The organism is Bacillus sp. FJAT-27001 (assembly GCF_019039175.1).
Classification (GTDB): domain Bacteria; phylum Bacillota; class Bacilli; order Bacillales; family Bacillaceae; genus Bacillus; species Bacillus velezensis.
On record NZ_JAHOAA010000004.1, the window covers coordinates 1 to 916 of the forward strand.

Annotated in this window: 3 protein-coding genes; all 3 read left to right on the top strand. The window is 41.2% G+C overall.

Going from position 1 to position 916, the window contains the following annotated elements; translation table 11 throughout:
* The first annotated feature begins 144 nt into the window (after positions 1-144).
* Positions 145-312 (top strand): XkdX family protein, encoded by a 168-nt coding sequence (locus tag BGM27_RS14205; RefSeq protein ID WP_020953915.1) that lies wholly within the window; start codon positions 145-147, stop codon positions 310-312.
* 13 nt (positions 313-325) lie between these two features.
* Positions 326-547: a hypothetical protein gene (locus tag BGM27_RS14210; RefSeq protein WP_020953916.1), complete on the top strand. Its 222-nt coding sequence runs from the start codon at positions 326-328 to the stop codon at positions 545-547.
* 34 nt (positions 548-581) lie between these two features.
* Positions 582-916 (top strand): phage holin family protein (locus BGM27_RS14215; RefSeq protein ID WP_254122869.1); only part of this gene is annotated, 335 nt, incomplete at its 3' end.

The window sequence follows — 916 nt, forward strand, 5'->3', positions numbered from 1 at the left end:
TCAACGGAAGATATTGAACGTATTAAAGAAGAAAGCGAAGGTTCTCAAACTGATGAAGAGGAAAATTTGAAAGCCAGAACTCTTGATCTTCAGCGTGTTTGCAATCTCTTAATGAACCAATCATAAGAAGCGGAGGAAATTTCATTGGAGAATCGAAGCGTTCTCTTCGGTTTTTTTGAAGACTGCTGGAAAAATGGAACTGTTTTGACCGTTGAAATGAGAAAAGCCGTTGAGAAAGGCCGCATCACTCAAGCGGAATATAATGAAATTACAGCAAAAGAGCGCGGTAATGCGTATCCAGATCAAGAATAGGGAGGGGAACAGGATGCAAGAAATGACAAAAGAGCAGCTTCAAGAACAGCTGCAGATTGAAATCTATAAATCCATTTCACTACAGGAAGAATTGAATCAAAAGAATAAGGAGCGCGCCGAATACAAGGCTTTATATACATTTGCGGAAAAGAAACGTGAGGAACTTCAAGAACAATTAAATGCTGCACTGTCAGCAAAAGAAAATAATAGTGAACCAGCACCTGTAACCGAATAGGTGTTTTTATTTTGCCTCGAAGGAGGTGATCAAAATGGAGGGAATACATGTGTGGATGAATTTTGAAAGCTTACAGATCGCAAGAACATATCTTTTCGGGGAGGTGAAGTACCTTGACTTGCTTCTAATCCTCAGCATCTTGGATGTCATCACCGGAATTATTAAAGCGTGGAAAATGAAGCAGCTCCGGAGCCGCAGCGCGTGGTTTGGGTATGTACGGAAGATGCTCAGTTTTATGGTGGTCATCGTCGCAAACATTATTGATACGATAACAAATTTGAACGGTGTTCTGACCTTTGGGACCGTTCTTTTTTATATCGCAAATGAGGGCCTGTCCATCACGGAAAACTTGGCACAGATCGGCGTTAA